Genomic DNA, 16,285 nt, shown 5'->3' on the forward strand with positions numbered 1-16,285 from the left:
GGCGGCTCGGCGGCTGATCAAGCGCCGCGCCGCCCGGCCTGCCTCAAGGAGGCCCAAGGAAATGGCAACTGCAACCATCACCGCAGGATCGCTGCCGGCAAGGCCGGCCGTTCCCGACACCATCTCGACACGACGTGTCATCGCCTTCCTGGCGATGGTGTTCGGCATGTTCATGGCGATCCTGGACATCCAGATCGTCTCGGCCTCGCTGTCCGAGATCCAGGCTGGCCTCAGTGCCAGTTCCGACGAGATCCCGTGGGTGCAGACCGCCTATCTCATCGCCGAAGTGGTGATGATCCCGCTGTCCGGCTTCCTCAGCCGCATGCTGTCGACGCGCGTGCTGTTCACCATCGCGGCGGCGGGCTTCACCGCGGCCAGCGCTCTTGCCGCGACAGCCACCAACATCGACCAGATGATCGTCTACCGCGCCGTCCAGGGTTTCATCGGCGGCGGCATGATCCCGAGCGTCTTTGCCGCGGCCTTCACCATCTTCCCGCCCTCGCGCCGCGCCATCGTCTCGCCGATGATCGGCCTGGTGGCCACGCTGGCGCCGACCATCGGCCCGACCGTCGGCGGCTATATCAGTCACGCCTTTTCATGGCACTGGCTGTTCCTGGTCAATGTCGTGCCCGGCATCCTGGTGGCGACCGCGGCCTGGTCGCTGATCGATTTCGACAAGCCCAACCTCAAACTGTTCAACAAGTTCGACTGGTGGGGCCTGGCCGGCATGGCGGCCTTTCTCGGCTGCATGGAATATGTGCTGGAAGAGGGTCCGAACAATGACTGGCTGCAGGACCAGGCCGTGTTTATCTGCGCCATCGTCATGACCATCGGCGCGGCGATCTTCTTCTGGCGTGTCTTCACCGCCGAGGAGCCGATCGTCGACCTCAAGGCGTTCAGCAACATCAACTTCGCCTTCGGTTCGCTGTTTTCCTTCGTCATCGGCATCGGCCTCTACGGGCTCACCTATCTCTACCCGGTGTTCCTCGGCCGTATCCGCGGCTACGATTCGATGATGATCGGCGAAGCGCTGTTCGTCAGCGGCCTGGCCATGTTCGTCACCGCGCCGATCTCCGGTTTCCTGTCGAGCAAGATGGACCTGCGGCTGATGATGATGATCGGCTTCTTCGGCTTCGCCACCGGCACATGGTGGATGACGCATCTCACCGCCGACTGGGATTTTTATGAGCTGCTCATCCCGCAGATCCTGCGCGGCTGCTCGATGATGCTGTGCATGGTGCCGATCAACAACATCGCGCTCGGCACCTTGCCGCCCGACCGGTTGAAGAACGCGTCCGGCCTGTTCAACCTCACCCGCAATCTGGGCGGCGCGGTCGGCCTTGCCATCATCAACACCGTGTTGATCGACCGCAATGCTTTCCATTACGCAAGGCTCGCCGAGCACGTGCAGTGGGGCAGTGCGGCCGCGCAGACCAAACTGCGGAACATGACGCTCAACTTCGAGCAGAGCACTGGCCTCGACGCCACCAGTGCCGCGATCTCAAAGCTGTCGGGCATGGTCCATCAGCAGGCGGCGCTGCTGTCCTTCATGGATGTGTTCTACCTGCTGACGGTGCTGTTCGCGACGCTAGGCCTGTTCACCATGCTGATCAAGAAGCCGGCAGCGCCCGGTGGCGGCGGCGGGCACTGAACCAATATGTGGGCAGCGGTTTCGGGAAGCTCCTCCAGTCCACGCCCGAAAACTTTGATCGCGCAAAAACTCCGGGCCGCAAGCCCGGAGTTTTTCTTTCTTCAGGGGGTATCGTCAGGCCGTGGCGGGCTTGAAGGTCAGCGCCACGCCATTGATGCAGTGGCGCAGACCGGTCGGCGCCGGGCCATCGTCGAAGACGTGGCCCAGATGGCCGCCGCAGCGGCGGCAGTGCACCTCGGTGCGGGTCATGCCCAGCGACCGGTCCTCGGTCTTGCCGATGCCATTGGCGATCTCCTGCCAGAAGCTCGGCCACCCGGTGCCGGAATCGAATTTCGTCTCGGAGGGATAGACCGGCAGGTCGCAGCCGGCACAGGCGAATATGCCCTTGCGGTGCTCGTTGAGCAGCGGGCTGGTGCCGGGATACTCCGTGCCCTGCTTGCGCAGCACGTCGAAGGCGGCCGGCGACAGGATGGCCTTCCACTCGTCGTCGGTCTTGGTGACCTCGAACTTTTCTGCGGCCTGTGCGGCCCGTGCGGGCTGCGGGCTGCCCATGCGCAGCATTGTCGCCGCGGCTCCTACGATGCCGATGGCGGCGGCGCCGCTCAAAAGAAAGTCGCGACGGTTCATCACCAATTCCTCCTGTTGTCCTTTTGCCAGACCGCGCCGCCACGTGGAAATCAAAAGCGGGTGACGGTTCACTCCCGAACGAACTCCGCGCCGTTCGAAATGAACGGCGCGGAGCGCGTGCCGGTTGCCGATCCCGGGAGCGGGACCATGCAATCGACGAGAGCTCTTGCTGCGACTTCGTCGGCAGCAAGTCCTTTGTTACATCTTCGGCAGCAAAACCTTGTCGATGACGTGGATGACGCCGTTGGACTGTTCGACATCGGCGATCGTCACATCGGCTGATGGTCTTGCTGGCACATGGCCGCGCCGCCAACCATCGGGTTTTGGGTATAGGCAGCGGTGGCAAGCGCGGAGACAACGATCGTACCGGCGAGCAAAAGGCTGGCGAATCTACGCGAATATCCCGTGCGCCTAAAGTTCCGGCGTCCCGGCGCTGGCTTCAATTGCCAAGTAAATCGCCACTGGCTAGCTTGGCGGGAGTGGGGACGCGCTGATGTCGATCGAACGGATCCTTTGGGAGGAAGACGCAACCAGCCTCGCCAGCATGGTGCGTAAGGGCGACCTGTCCGCGATCGAACTGACCGATACGGCGATCGCGCGCGCCGAGGCCACCCGGCCCGAGATCAATGCCACGGCCGAGCCACTCTATGACGCGGCGCGGGCTCGGGCAAAGACCATCGACCGCTCGCTGCCGCTGGCCGGCGTTCCCTTTGCGATCAAGGACCTCGGCATCGCCGTCAAAGGCGTGCCGTCGCATGGCGGCAGTCGCATTCCGGCCGGGGTGCCCGACTTCGATTCGACCATGACCGAGCGCTACCTTGCCGCCGGGCTGATCCCGATCGTCACCTCGACATCGCCGGAGCACGGGCTTCGGCTGATGACCGAATCAAAAGCCTTCGGCATCACGCGCAATCCCTGGAACATCGGCCACACCACCGGCGGCTCGTCGGGCGGTTCGGCGGCGCTGGTCGCCGCCGGCGTCGTGCCAGTGGCGCATGCTTCCGATGGCGGCGGCTCGATCCGCGTGCCTTCCGCCTGCACCGGGCTTGTCGGCCTCAAGACCTCGCGCGGCCGCATCCCGCTGACGCCGCTGGTGAGCGAAAGCTGGTATGGCATGGTGGTCGACCATGCCGTGACCCGCTCGGTGCGCGATTGCGCGCTGCTGCTCGACCTCACCCACGGTCCAGACTCCTTGTCGCCCTATGCGGCGCTGCCGCCGAAGGGCACATTCGCCGCCGCCGCGGCGCGCGATCCCGGCAAGCTCAGGCTGGCCGTCTACCGCAAGTCGCCGCTTGGCCTGCCGATCTCGGCCGAAACCCTTGTCGCGCTCGACACGGCGGTGGCGCTCGCCCGCGAAGGCGGCCACACGGTCGAGGATATCGACCTGCCCTTCATCGGCCGCGATTTCTTCGCCGACTTCTGCAGGACGGTCGCTTCCGCCGTAGCCGGCATGCTGCGGGCGGAAGCGCAGCGCGTCGGCCGCTCCGTCAGCGGCGACATCGAGCGCACCACACGGGTGCTCGGCCGGTTGGGCGAAATGGTTTCGGCCGGCGAGACCTATGCCGGCCTGCAGCGGCTGCACGCCGCCTCGCGGCAACTGATCGCGGAAACCGCGCAATACGACGCCGTGCTGATGCCCATCATAGCCCACCCGCCGCTTGTCTGCGGGGCCATGGACCCGAAGGGCGCCGATGAGCTGATCGAAAACCTTCTCGACAAACTGCATCTCACGCCCCTGCTGAAGATCGACTCCCTTTTCGGTCAGCTCATGGACAAAAGCCTGTGGTTCACTCACTGGCCGGCAATCCAGAATGTTTCCGGCCAGCCGTCGATCGCTCTGCCGGTCCATGTGACCGAAACCGGCCTGCCGCTCGGCATCCAGGCCATGGGGCGCCCAGGCGACGAAGAGACGCTTTTGTCTCTAGCCGCGCAGATGGAGAAGATTTCGGGCTGGTTGAAGCGTCGCGCGCCGCTGATGATGCCATCGTGAAATCGATTTCGTCATTGTGACAGCAATGCCATTTGCGACCGGCATCAATTCCCGCTAAGACGCCGCCGTCCTTTCCAGTGCATGTCGCCCAAAGTGCCCAGCGGTTTTGGGATAGTGACAGCACAACCAGAACCGGAACCATGCCGATGACGGACGTCGCCGCCACCGCCGAAATGCAGGCCGCCCTTCTGTCGCGGGCGCTGCCCTACATGCAGCGCTACGAGAACAAGACGGTCGTTGTGAAATATGGCGGCCACGCCATGGGCGACAGCGAACTCGGCAAGGCCTTCGCCCGCGACATTGCTCTGTTGAAGCAGTCTGGCGTCAATCCGATCGTTGTCCATGGCGGCGGGCCGCAGATCGGCGCCATGCTGACCAAGATGGGCATCGAATCCAAATTCGAGGGCGGCCTGCGCGTCACCGACCAGAAGACGGTCGAGATCGTCGAAATGGTGCTGGCCGGCTCGATCAACAAGGAAATCGTCGCCCTGATCAACGCCGAGGGCGAATGGGCGATCGGCCTGTGCGGCAAGGACGGCAACATGGTGTTCGCCGAAAAGGCGCGCAAGACCATGATCGACCCGGACTCCAACATCGAGCGGGTGCTCGATCTCGGTTTCGTCGGCGAGCCGGTCGAGGTCGACCGCACGCTGCTCGACCTTCTGGCGCGCTCCGAAATGATCCCGGTGCTGGCGCCGGTGGCGCCCGGCCGCGACGGCCACACCTACAACATCAATGCCGACACTTTCGCCGGCGCCATCGCGGGCGCCTGCAAGGCCTCGCGCCTGCTGTTCCTGACCGACGTGCCCGGCGTGCTCGACAAGAACAAGAAGCTGATCGACGAGCTGACCGTCGCCGAGGCCAGGGCGCTGATCAAGGACGGCACAGTCTCCGGCGGCATGATCCCCAAGGTCGAGACCTGCATCGAAGCGATCGAGCGCGGTGTCGAGGGCGTCGTCATCCTCAACGGCAAGACCGCGCATTCCGTGCTGCTCGAACTCTTCACCGAGCACGGCGCCGGCACGCTGATCGTGCCCTGAGGTGGTGCGGCGACAGCGCTGGCTGACACGCGCCTAATCCGGCAGGGCCGCGACCACCACGATTTCGACGACGAGGTCGGGATGGGCGAGTGCGGCGACTCCGATCACCTCCGACGGCGGCGGATTGTTGTAGCTGCAATGCTTGGGACAGTGCTCGGCGAAAAATTCATCCATCACGTCCAACCGAAAATTTGGCGAGCTGAGGGCACCTCCGTTGGGGAATGGGCCCGTGACGTATTGGGTGATCTTGATGAGGTGTTCGAGCGAACTGCCGAGCTCTTCCAGATCCGATTTGATGTTCGTCAGAATGGAGCGCCATTGCGCCGTTGCGTCACCAACGGCGCCGCTCTTGCCACTGGCCGGATCGTAATTTTCGGCAGTGCCCGTATTGCCGGCAAGAAAGACATACCCCTTGGCTCCCGTCACGACGGTGCCTTTTCCCCAAGGCATCAGCCGGTCACCCTTCATCTTCTTGTGCGTGACAAGGTTCATCGCTTTCTCCTGCCGGTAGCCAGCGGCCCAATTGCAGAGTTAGCGCGTTGCCCGTCGACGGCCAGTATCGGTTCGGTCTCCGGCGGCAGAACGCGGAAGAGGCACCGCTCAAGCGCTGCGCGACTGCGCAACGACAGGTGCCGCCACTTTTCGCGCTGGTCGCCGAACTGCCATTGATTCTTCCTCGCCATCCTGCGGCGCGCCCCAGAACGCGGCGAGTGTCGGACCATCCTTCGTCCGGCGGTCCGTCACCAGAAACCCCCAGACCTCCCGGAACCACACGCGCCGGCCCATCTTCGTATACCAGCGCATCGAGTGCCGCTGCTCGGGATCCCTATGGAAGAGGATGCGAGCCAGCGCCTTGGGCCGCGACTGCACCGCGACCTCGATCAGTTTGACGCTGAAGAACAGCATCCACGGCTTCAGCCGCGTCATCTGCAGCACCTGGTGCTTGTAATCCCACAGCCGCGCATCCAGCTGGATCACCTTGCGATCCCCGGCGATCCTGAAGAACGGCGTCCAGCGGTGCGGCGTCACGTAAAGCGCCTGGATCTGGTCGGGGTCATATGCGATGAGCTGGCGAAAGCCGCGCCAGAGGTCGCGGAAGCCCTCGTCCTCGAAGCCGGCCACCCAGGTTGCCATCGACAGGATGTCGTGTTTCCGCAGCAGCCTTATCGCCTCGCGGTCGGATGAGGTGTTGCCGCCCTTGCGGATCAGTTGCAGTGTTTTCTCGTCGGTGTTTTCCATGCCGAGCAGCCAGCGGATGACGCCGGCCTTGCGGTACAGGTGCAGGATGTCGGCGTCGCGCACGATGTCGTCGGCACGGGTCGAGCCGACGATCAGCACCGGCACGTTCTCAGCAATCATCGCATCCAGAAACGCGCGCCAGGCCTTCTTCGAAACCGTCGGATTCTCGTCGGCCAGATTGATCAGTTCGACGCCGTGCTCGCGGTGCAGCCAGGCGATCTCCCCGGCGAACTTCACGGGGTCGCGATGCCGCCAGCGGGTCCAGAAGCCGCGCTGGCCGCAATAGTTGCACAGATGCGGGCAGCCGCGCGAAAACTGCATGACCACGGCGCGCTTGCCGCCCCAATAGCTGTACTTGGGGTGTTCGATCAGCTCCCAGCCCACGCGGTAGGCGTCGAGCTCGGTGATCGTCATCGCCGGTTGCGTCGCGACGGGCCGGCGCAGATCATCGCGAAAGGCAATACCGGCCACGCTTGCCGGCGGCTGGTGCATTTCCAGCGCCTCGACCAGCGCCACAGCGGTGGCCTCGCCCTCGCCGCGCACGATGAAGTCGAAGACGTCGGTCGCCGACAGTATGTCGCGCCAATGATAGGTCGGGAAGACGCCGCCATAGATGATGATGGTGGCGGGTTCGCGCTGCTTGATCATCCCGGCGATCAGTAGGGCGGTCGGGTGCGCCGAGGTCGATCCGGAATGGCCGATCAGGACGAAGTCGGGGTGGTCATCCAGCGCGTCGCGCACCGCCATATCGAGCGGCATCGGCCCGAATTCGGCATCGACGAGCCGCACGTCATGACCGGCATCGATCAACGGACCGCCGATCGCCAGCAGGCCGAGCGGCGGCAGATGGTCGTCCGGCACGCGGCTGCCGATGGCGGTGTGCGGTGGGTTGATCAGGACGATTTTCATGACGGACCTCCTCGGTGGCTGGTCCGTTCATGCTGGCCGGCGCGCCGGGCGCCGAATGGGCCGATCCCAGCAGTTTGCGTGCAGCTTTTCCGCAAAAAGCCGGAAGCGGCGTCAGCGCTTCAGATGCCCGAGCGGCACGTGGCCGGGTTCCTTGATGTTCTGCAGCACCAGTTGCGTGTGGACGTCGCGCACGCCGTCGAGCCGCATCAGCCGGTGCATGACGAAGGCGTTAAGGTCGTCGACCGACGGCACCATGACATGCAGCAGGAAGTCATGATCGCCGGTCATCGTCCAGCACGACGACACCTCGTCCATGCGCTGGACCGCGGCAATGAAGCTCTCGGGCGATCCGTCGCTGTGGCTGACCAGGCGCACCTGGATGAACACCTCGACCATCAGGCCGACCGCGCGCCGGCTGATCACCGCAGCGAAGCCCTTGATGATGCCGGCGTCCCGCAGCGCCTCGAAACGCCGCGCGCACGGCGTCGTCGACAGGCCGATTTCCTGCGCCAGCTCGGAGACGGGCTTGCGGCCGTCGCGTTGCAGGACATCGAGCATCTTGATCTCGAAATCATCGAATTGAGGCATTTTCACTCCTTATAGGCGATCGTTGAGTGAATATTATCCAGAATACGCCGTTCGATCCATCATCAAAACCGATTTACCTCAGGAAATGCCATTAATCTCCGGGCACGTTCGCCATTCATGATTTGTGAGGAGAAAAACCCATGACGACGATGAGCGTTGCCGAATATGCCCGCGAGTGCGCGGCGCAGGGGTTGCGCGGCGACTATTCGGTCTGCCGTGCCGATTTCACCGTGGCGCAGGGTTATGACTACAGCGCCGAGGAACAGGCGGTGTGGCGCACGCTGTGCGACCGCCAGACCGAACTGACGCGCAAGCTCGCCCACCACTCCTACCTCGACGGCGTCGAGAAGCTCGGCCTGCTCGACCGCATCCCCGATTTCGAGGACGTCAGCGCCAAGCTGCGCAAGCTCACGGGCTGGGAGATCGTCGCCGTGCCGGGGCTCATTCCGGCCGCGCCCTTCTTTGATCATCTCGCCAATCGCCGCTTCCCGGTCACCAACTGGCTGCGCACCAGGCAGGAGCTCGACTACATCGTCGAGCCCGACATGTTCCATGATTTCTTTGGCCACGTGCCGGTGCTGTCGCAGCCGGTGTTCGCCGACTTCATGCAGATGTATGGCAAGAAGGCTGGCGACATCATCGCGCTCGGCGGCGACGAAATGATCACCCGGCTCTACTGGTACACGGCCGAATACGGCCTGATCCAGGAGGCTGGCCAGCCGCTGAAGGCCTTTGGCGCCGGCCTGATGTCGTCCTTTACCGAATTGCAGTTCGCTGTCGACAGCAAGGGTGCCCATCATGTGCCCTTCGATCTCGAAACGGTGATGCGCACCGGCTACGAAATCGACAAATTCCAGCGCGCCTATTTCGTGCTGCCGTCCTTCGACGTTTTGCGCGACGCCTTCCAGACCGCGGATTTCGGGGCGATCGTCGCGCGCCGCACGGGCGAGCCCGCACTCGACCCGGCGACGGTATAGTTCCTGGGCCGAATCTGACCGGCCGAGGTGGACATTCACGGCGGCACAATTTCCGGTTGGCCAATCCTTCTCTCGGCCGCCGGTATGCCGCGGACGGCTTCTTGGAGGCTTCGGCGGCGCCGGTGTTTGGCACAGTCGGCGCGACGCCCATCTTACCCCGTCTGTCTTACAATGCGTAGATGTTGCGATTGAACTTCGTTTCCATCACCACATGGGAAGCGGTTTTAACGACGCCGTTGATTTCATTCACGGCATTGACCTCCCGGTTCAGCTTCTCGAGCGTGTCGGCGGCAAGGTGGATGATCAGGTCCCATTCGCCGGTTATGGCATAGACCGCCTGGATCGATGGCATCGCCCTGATCCTTCTGGAGACGTCAGGATAGCTCTTGTTGTTCAGCGCGGCGAAGGTGAAACAGTGGACGGAATTCTGGGCCGCCGCCTTGGTCAGTCGCACGGCATAGCCTTCGATGATGCCGCCCGCCTCGAGTTTCTGTATCCGCTCCTGCAGCGCCGTCCTGGATACGCCGAGCTGACGTGCCAACGATGCGACCGGCTCACGTGCGTTCTTTTGCATCAGCGCGAGCAACTGGCGGTCCTTCTCGGTCAATTCCACAATCAAATCCTCTCGCACGGTCGGCGCTGGAACGGTCAAATCGGTCCGCACGATCCTATCGGCTGAACCGGCCCGACGACAATCCTCGCGCCGGCGGTGCCGGGCACGGCATCCGGCACTATGCCGCCTCGAGGCACGCAATGACTGCACGATCGCCACTATCCGGCATTTCGCCGGGTAGAACCCTGCTTTTTGCGACCCGACTGTCAAACGTAACAAACGCCGGTCCATCGGAGGGAATCAGTTTCGGCTGTGGTGGGCACAATCGAAACCTGATCCGCGTTGACCTTGTGGCCGAAAGCACTGAGGTCCGACGCCCGTCACGCATCATGTCAGTTTCAAACACGAGGGAGGGATAACTTTGAAAAAGCTGCTCGAATTCGCCGTTCTTGCCGCCGCGACAGTCGCGATCGCGACGACAGCCATGGCCGGAGAAACCTTGGACCGCGTCATGTCCAAGAAGGCGATGGTCGTTGCCACCAACGCGGCTTGGCCGCCGCAGAGCTTCCTCAACGACAGCAACGAGCTCGCCGGTTTCGACATCGATGTCTCGCGCGAGATCGGCAAGCGGCTCGGTGTCGAGGTCTCGTTCGAAACGCCCGACTGGGCGACGCTGACCGGCGGACGCTGGCAGGGACGTTACGACCTCGGGGTCGGATCGGTCACGCCGACCAAGGCCCGTTCCAAGGTGATTGATTTTGTCGGGATTTATTATTATAGCCCCTATGTCTATGTCGTGCACAAGGACAGCAACGCCAAGTCGGTCGCCGATCTCAACGGCGAGGTGATCGGTGTCGAGACGGCGACCACCTCGGAGGACTTCATCCGCCGCAAGCTCGAAATCGATGCTCCCGGCCTGCCTCCCGTCGAATACAAGCTCGAACCTGGCGAGATCCGCACCTTCGCCGATTCCATGCTGCCCTTCGATGATCTGCGGCTTGGCGACGGCGTGCGCCTGAATGCCGTGATCGCGCCGGAACAGACGGCGCAGAATGCCATCAAGAATGGCTATCCCGTGAAGATCCTGGAAGGCGAGTACGCTTTCCGCGAACCGCTCGTCGTCATCGCCGAGAAGAACGACCCCCAGTGGACGGCAAAGGTCGCGGGCGTCATCGCCGAGTTGAAGACGGACGGCACGCTCGCCGCGCTGACCACGAAGTGGCACGGCAAGGACTACAGCGCCAAGTGAGATAAATCCGCCGGCTGCCGTCTGGCGGCCGGCGGGCGTCACCCCGCCAAATGCACTGCCACTTACCCGCAAAGTCGCCGATGGCCTATCCCGACACTTACTATGCCCGCACCGCGGCCGACCGCAAGACGAGGCCTCCCCTCCAGGGCGAGGCGCAATGTGACGTGGCCGTCGTCGGTGCGGGACTGGCCGGTCTGACGACGGCGCTTCAGCTGGCGCGCGCCGGACTGCATGTCGCCGTGCTGGAAGCCCAGTCTGTCGGCTTCGGCGCTTCCGGCCGCAATGGCGGTTTCGTCACGCCCGGCTTCGCCACCGGCGGCCAGGCCATTGCCGCGCGTGTCGGCGAGGAGGCGGCGCGCGGACTGCACCGCCTGTCGATCGAGGGCGTCGAATTCGTGCGCGACACCATCGAGGCGCTCGCAATAACCGCCGCCATGCCGCGCGCCGGCTTGCTCAGCGTTCTGCGTTACGACGACGGCGATGCGCTGAAGGCCTATGCCGAGCAGATGGCACGCGACCACGGCTACGAGCTTCAATATCTGCGCACGGAAGCCGTCCGCTCGGTGCTGAAATCGGCTCGCTACCACCAGGGCCTGCGCGACCCGAACGCCTTTCACATCCACCCGCTCAACTATCTGCGCTCCCTGGCCGACGAGATCGAGCGCCTGGGAGGCACGATCCATGAGAGTTCACAGGTCGTGCAATGCGACCTGTCCGGCACGCGAAAGATGCTCCGCACGAGACAGGGCACGGTTCGGGCGTCCCATGTCGTGCTGGCAACCGGCGGCTACACCGGCCCGGTATTCGGCCAGCTGTACCGCGCCTTTCTGCCCATCGCGACCTATGTGATGGTCTCCGAGGCGGCTCCCCGTCTCATTGCTCAGGCCGTCGCCACGACGGATGCCGTCGGCGACAACAGGCGGGCCGGCGACTATTACCGTCTGGTCGAGAGCGGCAATCGCCTTTTGTGGGGCGGGCGCATCACCACGCGCGCCGCTTCCGCCGACGCGTTGGCGCGCGAACTGCGCCGGGAGATGGTCGGCACCTACCCGCAGCTCGCCGGCCTCAAGACCGAATTGGCCTGGTCCGGATTGATGTCCTATGCCCGGCATCTGCTGCCCCAGATCGGAGAACTGCAGCCGGGTGTCTGGTACTGCACCGCTTTCGGTGGTCATGGCCTCAACACCACGGCGATTGCCGGAAAACTCGTCGCCGAAGGCATTCTGGGCGTTTCGGACCGGTACCGGCAGTTCGCGCCGTTCGGACTGAGCTGGGCAGGCGGCCCCGCTGGCCTGGCCGCCGCGCAGGTCACCTACTGGAAATTGCAGGCGCAGGACTGGTGGCGGGAACGCCGCGCCAGCGCCAAAGACAAGGTGGCGGCATGATCGGCAGGCTGATGCTCTTCAACCCAGGAATCGCCCGCCGTGCGGCGGCCGCGCTTGTTCCGGCGCTGCTGGCAGCAGCCCTCTACACCATGGGCATCAAGTCGAGCTGGATCGGCTCGTTGATGCCGGTTGCATCCGACTGGTTGCAGGCCAACCCGGCCCTGTCGCGCGCGCTTTCCGCCGTGTTGATCGCGCTCCTGGTGTTGGTGAATTGCAAGCTGCTGCTGCCCCTGCCGCGACGCCAGCAGATCGCCGGCGTCTGGATCGAGCTGTTCGCGCTGCTGATGCTGTTCTTCTATTCCTTCGACCTCTCCTTCGCCTTTATCGCCAGGAAGGTCGGCTTCCTGATTACACAGGGTGTCGCCACGACGCTTTACATCTCGGCAATCTCGATCCTGATTGCGACGACTATCGCGCTTATCGGCGCCATCGCCAAGCTGACCGGCAACGGCCTCGTGTTCGGGTTGGCGACCTTCTACACGTCGCTGTTTCGGGGCCTGCCGCTGCTGATGCAGATCTACATCATTTATCTCGGCCTGCCGCAGGTCGGCTATGTGATCGGCGCGGTGCCGGCCGGCATCCTGGCGCTGTCGTTGTGTTATGGCGCCTATATGACCGAGATCTTCCGCGCCGGCATCGAAAGCATCCCTCGCGGACAAAGCGAAGGCGCCACAGCGCTCGGCCTGAGCCCGGGTCAGACCATGGCGCTGGTCATCCTGCCGCAGGCCATGCGCGTCATCATTCCGCCCACCGGCAATCAATTCATCGCCATGCTGAAGGATTCCTCGCTCGTATCCGTCGTCGGCGTCTGGGAGATCATGTATCTCGCCCGCACGATGGGCCAGACGGAGTTCCGCCATATCGAGATGCTGATCACCGCCTCGATGATCTACTGGATGCTCTCGATCGCGCTGGAATTCGGCCAGGCCTATCTGGAACGGCGTTTCGGCAGGTCCGAGCGGCGGGCATAGGCGCCCCGGCGCTTTTGCATCACCGCGCCGACCTGACAGCGCTCGACAAACAGTTGACCTGACCGGCAACCGCGCCCGTCGCGGGCGCGGAAGTCCCTGGCCACTCAGACGGAGACCACCTTGCGCAAATGGTCCTCCAGCCGGCAGACCGTCGCGGTGATCGTTGTCGTCGGGTTGGCTTGACCCGATGTGCAGAACACCGAGGAGCCGCCGACATAGAGGTTGTCCATGCCGTGCACCTTGCAGTCGGTGTCCACGACGCTCCTGGTTATGTCGGTGCCCATGCGCGTACCACCCATGTGATGGTGCCCCGCCGTCTCCTCGTCGGATAATCCTCGCCGTTGGCGATCCAATCCATGAGACGAACGCGGCCCAGATTCTTTTCGATGAGTGTCGTGCCGAACAGCTTCAGGTCTTCGACAAGCGCGCGGCGTTCCAGTGCTGCAAACAGGGTTGGAGAATCCTTAACGGGTCGGTGTGCCAGGCGGCCAACTCACGCGGCCTCGGAAATGTCCGTATCGAGGATCGTCAGGTTGCGGCCGCGGTGCTTGGCCTGGTAGAGGCGCCGGTCCGCGGCGCGCATCAGCTCCGATACGTTGACATCCTCGCCGCAGACGGTGCCGCCGATGCTGACGGTCAACGGAATGGTCCGTTCATCGACAGGCCGGAAGCGGATCAGCTCGACCTCGCGGCGGATCCGCTCGGCAACGCGCTTGGCCTCCTGCTCGGTGGCTCCGACAAGATAAGCGCCGAACTCCTCCCCGCCGATGCGGCCGAGCACGTCGCCGCTGCGCACGCCGCGCTCGATGGCGCCGGCGATCAACAGCAGCGCGTCGTCACCGGTCAGATGCCCGAAATTGTCGTTGATCGTCTTGAAATGGTCAGCGTCGATGATCAGCAGCGCGCCGCGGTCGGACTTGCGCCTGGACCCATCCAGCGCGGCAAAGAAGCTTTCCCGGTTGAGCATGCCGGTCATGTCGTCGCGGCTCGCCTTTTCCTCCAGGCGGCGGTGTGCCGCGGCCAGTTGGGCATGGGCGCGGGCGAGTTCGCGATGCGCGTTCTGCAGTCGGTCACTCTGCCAGAAGGTGCTGGCGCAGGCCACCCACGCAAGCACCAGCGGACACAGCGTCGAGGTCAGCCAGATCGTCCGGTTGATCGGGAAACCCATGGCCGGAACGATGATCAGCGTCAGCAGGAGGGAGGCGGCGACGGAGGCAAAAGCGACGGCGGCGGATTTCAGAATGATGCTGTTCATCGCAAGCTCCCACAGGTCTGCTTCTGTGCCAGCAAGCCCTGAAGGCCACCTTTCCCGGTTGCATAAAATTTGAATGGTGGGGCCATTTCTGCCACTGCCGGCGCGCGGAAATTGTGGATAAAGTTCCTTCCAGAATTCCTGTTTCATGCCATAAGAAGCGCATGACCACGCTCCCTGATCCCGCCCGCTTCGCACATGTCACCGACTGGGTGTTCGACCTCGACAACACGCTTTATCCGCATCATTCGAATCTGTTCTCGCAGATCGACGTCAAGATGACCGCCTATATCGGGGAATTGCTGGCGCTGCCGCGCGAGGAGGCGCGCAAGCTGCAGAAGGAACTCTATCTCGAATATGGCACGACGCTGAACGGGTTGATGACGCGCCACGGCATCGATCCCGACGATTTCCTCGAGAAGGTCCATGACATAGACTATTCATGGCTGGTGCCCGACCCCGTCCTGGGCACCGCCATCCGCCAGCTTCCGGGCCGTAAGTTCATCTTCACCAATGGCGACCGCAAGCACGCCGAACGCACCGCCCGCCAGCTCGGCATTCTCGATCATTTCGACGACATCTTCGATATCGTCGCGGCCGACCTCAATCCCAAACCCGCCCGCCAGACCTACGAAAAGTTCGCCGAATTGCACGCCGTCACCGGACACAATGCGGTGATGTTCGAGGATCTGGCTCGCAACCTGGCCGTGCCGAAGTCGCTGGGCATGACAACGGTGCTGGTGGTGCCGCGCAATTTCGAGCCGACCTTTTCCGAGATCTGGGAACGCGACCCGGCGCAGGAAGACGACGTCGATTTCGTCACCGACGACCTGGCCGGGTTCCTGACAGGTATTGTCGCGGGGGTAGGGCATTAGGGCAGTAGGGCAGTAGGGGATAGGGAGTAGGCAAACACAGTGCTTCCAGTCTCTGCGTTCGAGGGCAATTCTCCTACTGCCTACTGCCTACTGCCTACTGCCTCATTCCCCTAACTTGTAGAAGCGGCTGATGATGCCCCAGGCCTCGTCGGCGGTGTCGACGAAATCGATGATGTCCTGGTCGCCGGGGCTGATCGTGCCTTGCTCGGCGAGGAAGTCGAGGTTGATCGCCCGTTTCCAGAACGACTTGCCGAACAGGATCACCGGCACGCGCTCCATGCGTCCGGTCTGGATCAGGGTCAGCGTCTCGAAGAATTCGTCCATCGTGCCGAAGCCGCCCGGAAACACCGCCACCGCCTTGGCGCGCATGACGAAGTGCATCTTGCGGACGGCGAAATAGTGGAAGTTGAAACAGAGCTCCGGCGTCACATAGGCGTTCGGCGCCTGCTCGTGCGGCAAGACGATGTTGAGCCCGATCGACGGCGCGCCGACATCGTCGGCGCCACGGTTCCCCGCTTCCATCACGCCAGGGCCACCGCCGGTCACCACGACATATTCGCGGTAGTACGATGTGGCCGACTGCTGTGAGCACAGGCGGGCGAATTTGCGCGCCTCCTCGTAATATTTGCTGTTTTCCTCGAGGTTCTTCTTCTGCGTCTCGTTCTTGGCCGCCCAGGCTTCGCCACCGGGCTCCGGCAGGCGCGCGCCGCCGAACAGGATCACCGTCGAGCGGATGCCGCGCTCGGCCAGGATCATTTCGGGTTTCAGCAGTTCCAGTTGCAGCCTGACCGCGCGCAGTTCGCGCCGCGTCATGAAGTCGGGATCGTTCCAGGCCAGGCGGTAGGTTTCGGCCCGCGTCTGCGGCGTGTCCGGCACGCTTTTCGACCGCTCCAGATCCTCGTCTGAATGCGGCAGCGGCGTCCATCCCGCCTTTTCCATGGGAGTCATCGAATCCACCCGTCCATTCCTTTACTTGCGT

General features: G+C 63.5%; 15 protein-coding genes and 2 pseudogenes. 8 read left to right on the forward strand and 9 right to left on the reverse strand.

The genetic code is table 11. From position 1 onward, the window contains the following. The first annotated feature begins 61 nt into the window (after positions 1 to 61). On the forward strand, positions 62 to 1,651 hold the full coding sequence (locus tag FJ938_RS12135; RefSeq protein ID WP_140693962.1) for a DHA2 family efflux MFS transporter permease subunit: 1,590 nt from the start codon (positions 62 to 64) through the stop codon (positions 1,649 to 1,651). A 114-nt stretch (positions 1,652 to 1,765) separates the two neighbouring features. Here the strand turns inward: FJ938_RS12135 and msrB are convergent, their stop codons facing one another. Then, positions 1,766 to 2,278 carry a peptide-methionine (R)-S-oxide reductase MsrB gene (msrB, locus tag FJ938_RS12140; protein WP_140693965.1) on the reverse strand — a complete coding sequence of 171 codons (513 nt, stop codon included), beginning with the start codon at positions 2,276 to 2,278 and terminating at the stop codon, positions 1,766 to 1,768. Between the two features lie 198 nt (positions 2,279 to 2,476). Continuing rightward, positions 2,477 to 2,557: pseudogene (locus tag FJ938_RS12145) on the reverse strand (fasciclin domain-containing protein); the annotation flags it as partial. A 214-nt stretch (positions 2,558 to 2,771) separates the two neighbouring features. Between FJ938_RS12145 and FJ938_RS12150 the strand changes: the two are divergent. Both FJ938_RS12150 and argB read left to right on the forward strand, forming a co-directional pair. Next, positions 2,772 to 4,268: an amidase gene (locus FJ938_RS12150; RefSeq protein ID WP_140693967.1), complete on the forward strand. Its 1,497-nt coding sequence runs from the start codon at positions 2,772 to 2,774 to the stop codon at positions 4,266 to 4,268. 146 nt (positions 4,269 to 4,414) lie between these two features. Further along, on the forward strand, positions 4,415 to 5,308 hold the full coding sequence (gene argB / locus FJ938_RS12155) for an acetylglutamate kinase (RefSeq protein ID WP_140609858.1): 894 nt from the start codon (positions 4,415 to 4,417) through the stop codon (positions 5,306 to 5,308). A 33-nt stretch (positions 5,309 to 5,341) separates the two neighbouring features. Here the strand turns inward: argB and FJ938_RS12160 are convergent, their stop codons facing one another. The 3 genes from FJ938_RS12160 to FJ938_RS12170 form a co-directional block, all read right to left on the reverse strand. Beyond that, complete coding sequence (locus FJ938_RS12160; RefSeq protein ID WP_140693970.1) at positions 5,342 to 5,800, reverse strand: RidA family protein; 459 nt, start codon at positions 5,798 to 5,800, stop codon at positions 5,342 to 5,344. A 108-nt stretch (positions 5,801 to 5,908) separates the two neighbouring features. Continuing rightward, the gene (gene bchE, locus FJ938_RS12165) at positions 5,909 to 7,456 is read right to left on the reverse strand and encodes a magnesium-protoporphyrin IX monomethyl ester anaerobic oxidative cyclase (protein ID WP_140693972.1); all 1,548 of its coding nucleotides are present in this window, start codon (positions 7,454 to 7,456) and stop codon (positions 5,909 to 5,911) included. Positions 7,457 to 7,567: 111 nt separating this feature from the next. Further along, on the reverse strand, positions 7,568 to 8,044 hold the full coding sequence (locus tag FJ938_RS12170) for an Lrp/AsnC family transcriptional regulator (RefSeq protein ID WP_140609861.1): 477 nt from the start codon (positions 8,042 to 8,044) through the stop codon (positions 7,568 to 7,570). 140 nt (positions 8,045 to 8,184) lie between these two features. Between FJ938_RS12170 and phhA the strand changes: the two genes are divergently transcribed. After that, positions 8,185 to 9,021 carry a phenylalanine 4-monooxygenase gene (gene phhA, locus FJ938_RS12175; RefSeq protein ID WP_140609862.1) on the forward strand — a complete coding sequence of 279 codons (837 nt, stop codon included), beginning with the start codon at positions 8,185 to 8,187 and terminating at the stop codon, positions 9,019 to 9,021. Positions 9,022 to 9,187: 166 nt separating this feature from the next. On the opposite strand, the gene FJ938_RS12180 is transcribed toward phhA, so the two are convergent. Further along, the gene (locus FJ938_RS12180) at positions 9,188 to 9,865 is read right to left on the reverse strand and encodes an Lrp/AsnC family transcriptional regulator (RefSeq protein ID WP_246671497.1); all 678 of its coding nucleotides are present in this window, start codon (positions 9,863 to 9,865) and stop codon (positions 9,188 to 9,190) included. 193 nt (positions 9,866 to 10,058) lie between these two features. On the opposite strand from FJ938_RS12180, the gene FJ938_RS12185 reads away from it, so the two are divergent. From FJ938_RS12185 to FJ938_RS12195, 3 genes are all read left to right on the forward strand, one after another. After that, a complete protein-coding gene (locus FJ938_RS12185) occupies positions 10,059 to 10,823 on the forward strand; it encodes a transporter substrate-binding domain-containing protein (RefSeq protein ID WP_246673288.1) in 765 nt (254 codons plus the stop codon). A gap of 80 nt (positions 10,824 to 10,903) precedes the next feature. Next, positions 10,904 to 12,208 carry an FAD-binding oxidoreductase gene (locus FJ938_RS12190; RefSeq protein WP_140609864.1) on the forward strand — a complete coding sequence of 435 codons (1,305 nt, stop codon included), beginning with the start codon at positions 10,904 to 10,906 and terminating at the stop codon, positions 12,206 to 12,208. Next, the gene (locus FJ938_RS12195) at positions 12,205 to 13,179 is read left to right on the forward strand and encodes an amino acid ABC transporter permease (protein WP_140693978.1); all 975 of its coding nucleotides are present in this window, start codon (positions 12,205 to 12,207) and stop codon (positions 13,177 to 13,179) included. The genes FJ938_RS12190 and FJ938_RS12195 overlap by 4 nt, the downstream gene beginning before the upstream one ends. A 104-nt stretch (positions 13,180 to 13,283) precedes the next feature. On the opposite strand, the pseudogene FJ938_RS12200 reads toward FJ938_RS12195, so the two are convergent. After that, positions 13,284 to 13,624 (reverse strand): annotated as a pseudogene (locus FJ938_RS12200) (GMC family oxidoreductase); the annotation flags it as partial. A gap of 48 nt (positions 13,625 to 13,672) precedes the next feature. After that, positions 13,673 to 14,434 carry a GGDEF domain-containing protein gene (locus tag FJ938_RS12205; RefSeq protein ID WP_140693980.1) on the reverse strand — a complete coding sequence of 254 codons (762 nt, stop codon included), beginning with the start codon at positions 14,432 to 14,434 and terminating at the stop codon, positions 13,673 to 13,675. 161 nt (positions 14,435 to 14,595) lie between these two features. Between FJ938_RS12205 and FJ938_RS12210 the strand changes: the two genes are divergently transcribed. Further along, positions 14,596 to 15,306, forward strand: coding sequence for a pyrimidine 5'-nucleotidase (locus FJ938_RS12210; RefSeq protein ID WP_140693983.1), 711 nt, complete (start codon positions 14,596 to 14,598; stop codon positions 15,304 to 15,306). A 102-nt stretch (positions 15,307 to 15,408) separates the two neighbouring features. On the opposite strand, the gene FJ938_RS12215 is transcribed toward FJ938_RS12210, so the two are convergent. Next, entirely contained in the window at positions 15,409 to 16,254 is an 846-nt protein-coding gene (locus FJ938_RS12215; protein ID WP_140609868.1) for an LOG family protein, read from the reverse strand. Positions 16,255 to 16,285: the final 31 nt, after the last annotated feature.

The organism is Mesorhizobium sp. B2-4-14, from assembly GCF_006442155.1.
Classification (GTDB): Bacteria; Pseudomonadota; Alphaproteobacteria; order Rhizobiales; family Rhizobiaceae; genus Mesorhizobium.

Excerpts from the sequence above, each read along its gene's own strand:
- FJ938_RS12135 (WP_140693962.1), top strand. The coding sequence starts at position 62 with ATGGCAACTGCAACCATCACCGCAGGATCGCTGCCGGCAAGGCCGGCC.
- msrB (WP_140693965.1), bottom strand. The coding sequence starts at position 2,278 with ATGAACCGTCGCGACTTTCTTTTGAGCGGCGCCGCCGCCATCGGCATC.
- FJ938_RS12150 (WP_140693967.1), top strand. The coding sequence starts at position 2,772 with ATGTCGATCGAACGGATCCTTTGGGAGGAAGACGCAACCAGCCTCGCC.
- argB (WP_140609858.1), top strand. The coding sequence starts at position 4,415 with ATGACGGACGTCGCCGCCACCGCCGAAATGCAGGCCGCCCTTCTGTCG.
- FJ938_RS12160 (WP_140693970.1), bottom strand. The coding sequence starts at position 5,800 with ATGAACCTTGTCACGCACAAGAAGATGAAGGGTGACCGGCTGATGCCT.
- bchE (WP_140693972.1), bottom strand. The coding sequence starts at position 7,456 with ATGAAAATCGTCCTGATCAACCCACCGCACACCGCCATCGGCAGCCGC.
- FJ938_RS12170 (WP_140609861.1), bottom strand. The coding sequence starts at position 8,044 with ATGCCTCAATTCGATGATTTCGAGATCAAGATGCTCGATGTCCTGCAA.
- phhA (WP_140609862.1), top strand. The coding sequence starts at position 8,185 with ATGACGACGATGAGCGTTGCCGAATATGCCCGCGAGTGCGCGGCGCAG.
- FJ938_RS12180 (WP_246671497.1), bottom strand. The coding sequence starts at position 9,865 with ATGGACCGGCGTTTGTTACGTTTGACAGTCGGGTCGCAAAAAGCAGGG.
- FJ938_RS12185 (WP_246673288.1), top strand. The coding sequence starts at position 10,059 with ATGGCCGGAGAAACCTTGGACCGCGTCATGTCCAAGAAGGCGATGGTC.
- FJ938_RS12190 (WP_140609864.1), top strand. The coding sequence starts at position 10,904 with ATGGCCTATCCCGACACTTACTATGCCCGCACCGCGGCCGACCGCAAG.
- FJ938_RS12195 (WP_140693978.1), top strand. The coding sequence starts at position 12,205 with ATGATCGGCAGGCTGATGCTCTTCAACCCAGGAATCGCCCGCCGTGCG.
- FJ938_RS12205 (WP_140693980.1), bottom strand. The coding sequence starts at position 14,434 with ATGAACAGCATCATTCTGAAATCCGCCGCCGTCGCTTTTGCCTCCGTC.
- FJ938_RS12210 (WP_140693983.1), top strand. The coding sequence starts at position 14,596 with ATGACCACGCTCCCTGATCCCGCCCGCTTCGCACATGTCACCGACTGG.
- FJ938_RS12215 (WP_140609868.1), bottom strand. The coding sequence starts at position 16,254 with ATGACTCCCATGGAAAAGGCGGGATGGACGCCGCTGCCGCATTCAGAC.